We start from the raw sequence: 7,236 nt of genomic DNA, 5'->3' as shown, positions 1-7,236 counted from the left end.
AACAAAGCATCTGATTAAAATTTATTGCATCCTAACGCCAGCAACTGTAAGAGAAGTACCCTCTGTCCGATTTTAGTGGCGCTCTTAAAAAGGCTTAAAATTAAACAGGCAAAAATAGCATATGCAAACGGGCGGAAATTTAGCGATGAGGATTTCATTTTTTCCCGTCCGGATGGCAACCCTGAAAATATAAAGAAAATGGACACAAGAATGAGACGGATTTTAAAGAGAATGAACCTGAACAAAAAAATCACCCAACACACTTTCCGTCATACCTTCACATCTCTTGCAGCTGAAGCGGGTGTACCTTTGGATGAAATCCAGAAAATTTTAGGCCACGAAAAAGACGAAGTGACATGAAAAGTTTATCTGCATACCACCAGAAAAAGTAAGGAAAAAACTTCTCAACAATTCAATTCATTTGTAAATGATTTATCGATGAAAATCCAATCCTCATGATGGATGTGACCATTTCGTGACCAATTTAATGAACAAAACAAAAAACCCCTTGATTTTCAAGGGGTTTTAAGTGGGCTTACATCATGCCGCCCATACCGCCCATGCCGCCCATGTCAGGCATTCCTGCGCCGCCTTTGTTTTCTTCAGGCTTGTCGGCAACAACTGCTTCAGTTGTCAGGAACATAGCCGCTACAGATGCTGCGTTTTGCAGAGCTGAGCGTGTTACTTTTGTAGGGTCAACGATACCTTTGTCGATCATGTTCACCCATTCGCCTGTTGCAGCGTTGTAGCCTACACCAATAGCTTCGCCTTTCAGGCGCTCAACGATGACAGATCCTTCAAGACCCGCATTGTGCGCGATTTGACGGATTGGTTCTTCAAGAGCGCGAAGAACGATGTTGATACCAGTCAGTTCGTCGCCTTCAGCTTCAAGGGCAGCTACTTTATTGTAAACATTGACAAGAGCTGTACCACCGCCGGATACGATTCCTTCTTCTACCGCAGCGCGAGTAGAGTTCAGGGCGTCTTCGATGCGAAGCTTGCGTTCTTTCAATTCTGTTTCAGTCGCAGCGCCGACTTTGATGACAGCTACGCCGCCTGCAAGCTTAGCTAGGCGCTCTTGTAATTTTTCTTTATCGAACTCAGAAGTTGTTTCTTCAACTTGAGCGCGGATTTGGTTGACGCGTGCCGCGATTTGCTCTGTATCTCCCGCACCTTCAACGATTGTTGTGTTTTCTTTTGTCACAACAACTTTAGAAGCGCGTCCCAATTGGTTGATTTGAGTTGATTTAAGGTCAAGACCTAAATCTTCTGTGATCACTTCGGCACCTGTCAGGATAGAGATGTCTTCGAGCATCGCTTTGCGGCGGTCTCCGAATCCAGGCGCTTTAACAGCCACTGCGTTGAATGTTCCGCGAAGCTTGTTGACAACCAATGTTGCAAGAGCTTCACCTTCAACGTCTTCAGCAATCAGAAGCAACGGTTTGCCTTGCTGAACAACTTGCTCAAGCACCGGCAGGATTTCTTGAATGTTTGTGATTTTTTTGTCTGTTACTAAGATGTACGGGTTCTCAAGAACCGCTTCCATCTTATCGGAATCTGTCACCATGTAAGGAGACGCATATCCGCGGTCAAACTGCATACCTTCAACCACTTCAAGCTCTGTTGTGAATCCTTTTGATTCTTCGATCGTGATGACACCGTCGTTGCCGACGCGCTCCATCGCTTCAGCGATCAGGCTTCCGACTTCTTCGTCAGCAGCGGAGATTGAAGCAACTTGTGCGATTGATTCTTTGCCTTCGATTGGTTTGGAGATTTCTTTCAGGCTTTCAACCGCTACAGCCACAGCCTGCTCGATACCTTTGCGCACGCCTACAGGGTTAGCGCCGGCAGTTACGTTTTTAAGACCTTCGCGAATCATCGCTTGAGCTAGAACTGTCGCTGTTGTTGTACCGTCACCGGCAACATCGTTTGTTTTGCTCGCAACTTCAGCAACAAGCTTTGCGCCCATGTTTTCGAACGCGTCTTCAAGTTCGATTTCTTTCGCGATGGTAACACCGTCGTTTGTGATTAATGGAGAACCGAATTTTTTCTCAAGAACGACGTTGCGTCCTTTAGGTCCCAAAGTTACCTTTACAGCATCCGCCAATGCATCTACACCGCGCAGCATTGAACGGCGGGCTTCTTCGCTAAACTTAATATCTTTTGCCATGTTATTCGAACCTCCTATATAATTGTCTCGTTTTTATTTATGACTTAGCCGATAACAGCTAAAATGTCGCTTTCACGCAAGATTAAGTAGTCAGTACCTTCATATTTCACTTCGGTACCTGCATATTTTGAGAAGATGATGCGGTCGCCTGTTTTAACTTCTAATGCAACGCGCTCTCCGCTCTCTAACACACGGCCTGAACCGGCTGCAACCACTTTACCCTCTTGTGGTTTTTCTTTTGCGGAGTCAGGAAGTACGATTCCGCTGGCAGTTTTTTCTTCAGACTCAACGAGCTCAATGACAACGCGATCACCTAATGGCTTTAACAATGAAACAACCTCCTCAATATTTTCATATGTAATTTTAGCACTCGCACTCGGTGAGTGCTAACACAATTCTTATAATAAAGAATCTCCCAGGCAATTTCAAGTGATAAGGTCAAATTTTTTTGCGCTTACATTTCTCCGCATGTCCTTATCATCCTATAATTTAAAAAGAGTGTGTTACAATAAACATAGTCTGAATTAGATTTTTAGAAAAGGAGTACATAAAGCTTGAGAAAACAATACTGGTTTATTATATTGGCATACGTTCTCATGCAATTGTCGGCCGCTGTCGGCTTGCCTCTTCTTTACTTTTTGGGAGTGGGCAAAGGACAGCCAAAGGCTGAAGCCCAGCTTACATTGACAGGCGTCTGGTCTGTCATCGCGTTTACCCTCTGTCTCGTTATCGTGCTGCTGATTTTGCGGACGGTGCCGAAGACGACGCTTCGCAACCGGCCGAAAGCATCGGTTGGAGCATCAATCGGATGGGCGGTAGCCGGTGTTTTTCTCGCTTTGTTTTCGCAGTCAATTGCCGCTTCGATCGAAATGTACTTGTTCGGGGTCACCCCGGAATCGGAAAATACGCAGCGGATCATGGAAATCATCACCGCATTGCCGCTGATGGTGTTTGTCTCTTCTGTATTTGGTCCGATTCTTGAAGAAATCATTTTCAGAAAGATCATTTTCGGTGCAATCTATGAGAAAACGAATTTTTTCATTGCCGCTTTGTTCAGTTCGGTGCTCTTCTCGGTCGTCCATTTGGATTTCAGCCATCTGCTCATTTATACAGCAATGGGATTCACATTCGCCTTTTTATATGTCAGAACCAACCGGATTATCGTGCCTATTTTCGCCCATGTCGCCATGAATACGCTCGTCGTCTTACTGCAGACGTTCCGGGAGCCTATTGAAGAATATTTGAAACACGCCGAGAAAATGCAAATGATTATTGGAGGATTTCTATGATGAGAAGCCCTAAATTCTGGGGAGCGATTTATTTATTAACGGGTGTGCTGTTTACATATCTGGCGGCAACCTCGCCCGGAAGCATGTGGTCTTTTTACACGATCCTGCTGATGCTTTTCGCAGCCTATAATATCAGCATTTCCTTTAAAATGTTCGCCCTGGCCGGCAAGATGAAGCGAAAAGATCAATAGCCTTTTTTGTGAAGGAAAAGAGCCATTCTGAAAAAGAATGGCTCTTATTTTGTATGGTCGTTCAAAAACGCTTGATTTTCCTCTTGAATCATTGTTTTTTGCGCCTGCCTGTAGGATATTCTTGAAATCACGATACTGATTTCATAAAGAATGAGCAATGGCACTGAGACCATTAAATGCGACAAAAGCTCAGGCGGTGTAATGAGGGCCGCGATGACGAACAACACAAAATATGCGTATTTTCTGATTTTCGCCAAAAACATCGGCGTCACGAGGCCGAGCCTTGTGATAAACATGATGACCACAGGCATCTGAAACAATAAGCCAAAAGGAAGCGTCAACTGAAGCAGAAACTGAAAATATTCGTGTATTCCGATGACCTGGTTGACATTCAGATCATCTGAGACTCTCGTCATAAAGTCCACGACAAACGGAAATAAAATAAAGTAAGAAAAGGCAATGCCGCCTAAAAAAAGAATAATCGATATCGGAATATAGCTGAGCGTCACTTTTCGTTCCTTTTCATACAGCCCCGGGCTGATGAAAGCCCACAGCTGGTATAAAACAAGCGGCGAAGTTAAGACGGCGCCGATGATGAAAGCGAACTGCACGTACACAAATAAAGGATCGGTCAGCTTGAACGCGTTGAGCGTCAGCAGCTTCGCTTCATCCGTCTGCTGCAGATAGATAATCAGCGGCTTTGCCAATAAAAAGCCTGCCACAACAAATAAAACAAAAAAGAAAAAAGTGATCACAAGCCGTCTGCGTAGTTCTGTGATATGTTCTATCAGCGACATTTCTCTTTCCTTCATAAATGTCATCCTATCCTACTGATCTTCTTTCTTTTTATCGGAATCGTCGTCAGCCAAACCTTTTGTCGCATTCTTAAACTCCCTCAGCGTGTTTCCCGCTGCTCTTCCCAGCTCGGGAAGTTTTTTCGGGCCGAATATCAGAAGCGCCACCACGACAATTAAAATAAAGCTTCCAGGACCGATTGGCATAAAGCCTGCCCCCTTTCCTTTATTTTTCGTTTTCCGTTTTACTTTTCCTGCATTGAATAATGTTTCATGAAATACACCAGCGACTGAAGTTCAACCGCCAAATCTATATGATGAATGCGAATGTGTTCCGGCACATTCAAGCGGGCCGGCGTGAAATTAAGAATGCCTTTAATGCCAAGCTCCACCAGCCTGTCTGTAATCGACTGTGCGGCTTGAGCCGGTACCGTCAAAATGGCGACGGGGATATCATCCGTCATATGCTCTTCAAGTCTATTCAGATCATAGACGGGAACACCGCCGACCTCGGTTCCGATTTTTTCCTCATTGATGTCAAACGCCATGGCGATTTTTGTATTATTATTTTTGATAAAATTGTAATGGAGAAAGGCTGTCCCCAAATTCCCCACGCCAATGAGCGTTACGTTCGTCATTTCATCCTGATCAAGCGTCTTTCTAAAAAAGGACAGCAAATAATTGACATTGTAGCCGTATCCTTTTTTTCCGAGCGCGCCGAAGTACGAGAAGTCCCTGCGGATGGTCGCAGAATCGACTTTGACGGCATCGCTCAGCTCAGCGGAAGATACACGCTGTTTTCCGGATGCATGAAGGTTTTTTAAAAAACGATAATATAATGGCAACCGTTTCGCTGTCGCTTGCGGAATTTTTGAATGATCCATGTTCATAAACTAATCCTCCATGTCTACATCAGCTTTTTCCCTTTTATAGTCACCGTTTTTCCCGCCTGTCTTTTCGAGAAGAAAGGTCGGTCCTATCACCATTCCCTTATCCGCCGCTTTGCACATGTCATATACGGTCAGCGCACATACGGAGGCCGAAGTTAACGCTTCCATTTCCACACCTGTGCTCCCTTTGGTCTTCACTTTAGATTGAATATGCAGGATGCTCTTCTGTTCTTTCTCCTCCCAGCGAAAGGCGATGTCGACTCCTTTCAGAGCGATCGGATGGCACATCGGGATGATGGCGGATGTCTGTTTTGCGGCCATGATTCCGGCCACTTGCGCCACCGCCAATACATCGCCCTTTCCGATTTCCCGGTTTTTGATTTTTTCATGTACTGTTCGATTCATAGACACGCTTGAAACAGCCGCAGCTGTACGTACTGAAGCTTCCTTTTCGCTTATATCAACCATCTTGGCTCTGCCTTGTTCATTAAAATGTGTAAACTCATTCATGTTCTGAACTCTCCTTATAACGATCATACACTATTTTTTTCATTCTGTCTTTTTCTTTGGCTAAAATCTTCCAGACTTCACTTAATTGTTTGCTGACTGCGCAGTGATAGGCTACACTTAAAATAGCAGACAAGAGGTGAAAGATCATGATGATTTTACAAGTGAACCAACTTTCAAAATCGTTTGGAGCCGATACGATTTTAACGAATATAAAACTCGAAGTCAGATCTCGGGACCGGATTGCGATCGTCGGACGCAACGGCGCCGGAAAATCGACTCTTCTAAAGATTATCGCAGGAAAACTTTCATATGAAAAGGGGGACATCATCAAGCCGAAAGATTTGACGATGGGCTACCTTGACCAGCATTCCGGCCTCGATTCCAAGCTGACGCTCAAAGAGGAATTGCTGTCGGTATTTGATTTTCTAAAAAAAATGGAAAAAGAAATGCGCGCGATCGAGGAAAAGATGGCGCAGGCCGGACCGGACATGCTTGAATCATTGATGAAGACGTATGACAGGCTTCAGCAGGAGTTCAAGGACAAAGGCGGCTACCAATATGAGGCAGAGGTCCGATCCGTCATGCACGGGCTCGGCTTTGCGGGATTTGACGACTCCGTCCGCGTCCAGGACTTAAGCGGAGGTCAAAAAACAAGGCTTGCCCTCGGAAAAATGCTTTTGACAAAACCCGACCTCCTCATTTTGGACGAACCGACAAACCACTTGGATATCGATACCCTGACATGGCTTGAACAATATTTGCAAAATTACAGCGGAGCGATTTTAATCGTTTCCCATGACAGGTACTTTCTTGACAAAGTGGTTACCCAAGTTTACGAGATCAGCCGGTCACAAAGCAAAAAATATACAGGGAACTACAGCTCTTATCTCCAATTAAAAGCCGAACAGCTGGAAAAGGAAACAAAGCTTTATGAAAAGCAGCAGGACGAAATCGCCAAGCTGCAGGAGTTCGTCGACCGGAATCTGGCCAGAGCTTCGACGACGAAACGGGCGCAGAGCAGACGAAAGCAGCTTGAACGGATGGAGATCATGGACAAACCGCTCGGAGATGAAAAGTCGGCGTCTTTCCGCTTTGAAATTACAAGGCAAAGCGGAAACGATGTACTGCGGGTGGAAGACTTGACAGTAAGCTACCAGGAGCAGCCCCCGCTTCTCCGTTCATTGAACTTTCACATCACACGCGGGGAAAGCGTTGCACTGGTCGGACCGAACGGAATCGGCAAGTCAACCCTTTTAAAAGCATTGATTCAAAAGCTGCAGCCGGTATCGGGAACAATCGCGACAGGCTCCCATGTCTCAATCGGCTACTATGACCAGGAACAGGCTGAATTGACGTCGTCAAAACGCGTGCTTGACGAGCTTTGGGACGATT

General features: G+C 45.3%; 10 protein-coding genes. 4 read left to right on the top strand and 6 right to left on the bottom strand.

The window, feature by feature from the left end; translation table 11 throughout:
• Positions 1–75: 75 nt before the first annotated feature.
• Positions 76–360 (top strand): tyrosine-type recombinase/integrase, encoded by a 285-nt coding sequence (locus C1T29_RS03865; RefSeq protein WP_231516538.1) that lies wholly within the window; start codon positions 76–78, stop codon positions 358–360.
• 175 nt (positions 361–535) lie between these two features.
• On the opposite strand, the gene groL is transcribed toward C1T29_RS03865, so the two are convergent.
• Together groL and groES are read right to left on the bottom strand one after the other, a co-directional pair.
• A complete protein-coding gene (gene groL / locus C1T29_RS03860; RefSeq protein ID WP_020450334.1) occupies positions 536–2,170 on the bottom strand; it encodes a chaperonin GroEL in 1,635 nt (544 codons plus the stop codon).
• A gap of 44 nt (positions 2,171–2,214) precedes the next feature.
• On the bottom strand, positions 2,215–2,499 hold the full coding sequence (groES, locus tag C1T29_RS03855) for a co-chaperone GroES (RefSeq protein ID WP_003179248.1): 285 nt from the start codon (positions 2,497–2,499) through the stop codon (positions 2,215–2,217).
• Positions 2,500–2,724: 225 nt separating this feature from the next.
• Between groES and C1T29_RS03850 the strand changes: the two genes are divergently transcribed.
• A complete protein-coding gene (locus C1T29_RS03850; protein ID WP_026578972.1) occupies positions 2,725–3,459 on the top strand; it encodes a CPBP family intramembrane glutamic endopeptidase in 735 nt (244 codons plus the stop codon).
• On the top strand, positions 3,459–3,650 hold the full coding sequence (locus tag C1T29_RS03845; RefSeq protein WP_023855536.1) for a YdiK family protein: 192 nt from the start codon (positions 3,459–3,461) through the stop codon (positions 3,648–3,650). Before C1T29_RS03850 ends, C1T29_RS03845 begins: the two co-directional genes overlap by 1 nt.
• A 44-nt stretch (positions 3,651–3,694) precedes the next feature.
• Here C1T29_RS03845 and tatC read toward each other — a convergent pair whose 3' ends face one another.
• From tatC to moaC, 4 genes are read right to left on the bottom strand one after another with little or no spacing between them, the layout of a single operon-like run.
• A complete protein-coding gene (tatC, locus tag C1T29_RS03840) occupies positions 3,695–4,471 on the bottom strand; it encodes a twin-arginine translocase subunit TatC (RefSeq protein WP_095293002.1) in 777 nt (258 codons plus the stop codon).
• 6 nt (positions 4,472–4,477) lie between these two features.
• Entirely contained in the window at positions 4,478–4,651 is a 174-nt protein-coding gene (locus C1T29_RS03835; protein ID WP_020450330.1) for a twin-arginine translocase TatA/TatE family subunit, read from the bottom strand.
• Between the two features lie 38 nt (positions 4,652–4,689).
• Complete coding sequence (locus tag C1T29_RS03830) at positions 4,690–5,334, bottom strand: redox-sensing transcriptional repressor Rex (protein WP_020450329.1); 645 nt, start codon at positions 5,332–5,334, stop codon at positions 4,690–4,692.
• A 3-nt stretch (positions 5,335–5,337) separates the two neighbouring features.
• Entirely contained in the window at positions 5,338–5,844 is a 507-nt protein-coding gene (moaC, locus tag C1T29_RS03825) for a cyclic pyranopterin monophosphate synthase MoaC (RefSeq protein ID WP_026578974.1), read from the bottom strand.
• Between the two features lie 146 nt (positions 5,845–5,990).
• On the opposite strand from moaC, the gene C1T29_RS24685 reads away from it, so the two are divergent.
• Positions 5,991–7,236, top strand: a 1,246-nt coding sequence (locus C1T29_RS24685; protein WP_231516537.1) for an ABC-F family ATP-binding cassette domain-containing protein, incomplete at its 3' end; no start/stop codon positions are given.

This window comes from Bacillus sp. MBGLi79 (assembly GCF_002953915.1).
This window is presented reverse-complemented; position numbering and strand designations above follow the sequence as displayed.

Coding starts and splice junctions, on each gene's coding strand:
- C1T29_RS03830 (WP_020450329.1), bottom strand. CDS start 5,334: ATGAACATGGATCATTCAAAAATTCCGCAAGCGACAGCGAAACGGTTG.
- groL (WP_020450334.1), bottom strand. CDS start 2,170: ATGGCAAAAGATATTAAGTTTAGCGAAGAAGCCCGCCGTTCAATGCTG.
- moaC (WP_026578974.1), bottom strand. CDS start 5,844: ATGAATGAGTTTACACATTTTAATGAACAAGGCAGAGCCAAGATGGTT.
- C1T29_RS03835 (WP_020450330.1), bottom strand. CDS start 4,651: ATGCCAATCGGTCCTGGAAGCTTTATTTTAATTGTCGTGGTGGCGCTT.
- C1T29_RS03845 (WP_023855536.1), top strand. CDS start 3,459: ATGAGAAGCCCTAAATTCTGGGGAGCGATTTATTTATTAACGGGTGTG.
- tatC (WP_095293002.1), bottom strand. CDS start 4,471: ATGACATTTATGAAGGAAAGAGAAATGTCGCTGATAGAACATATCACA.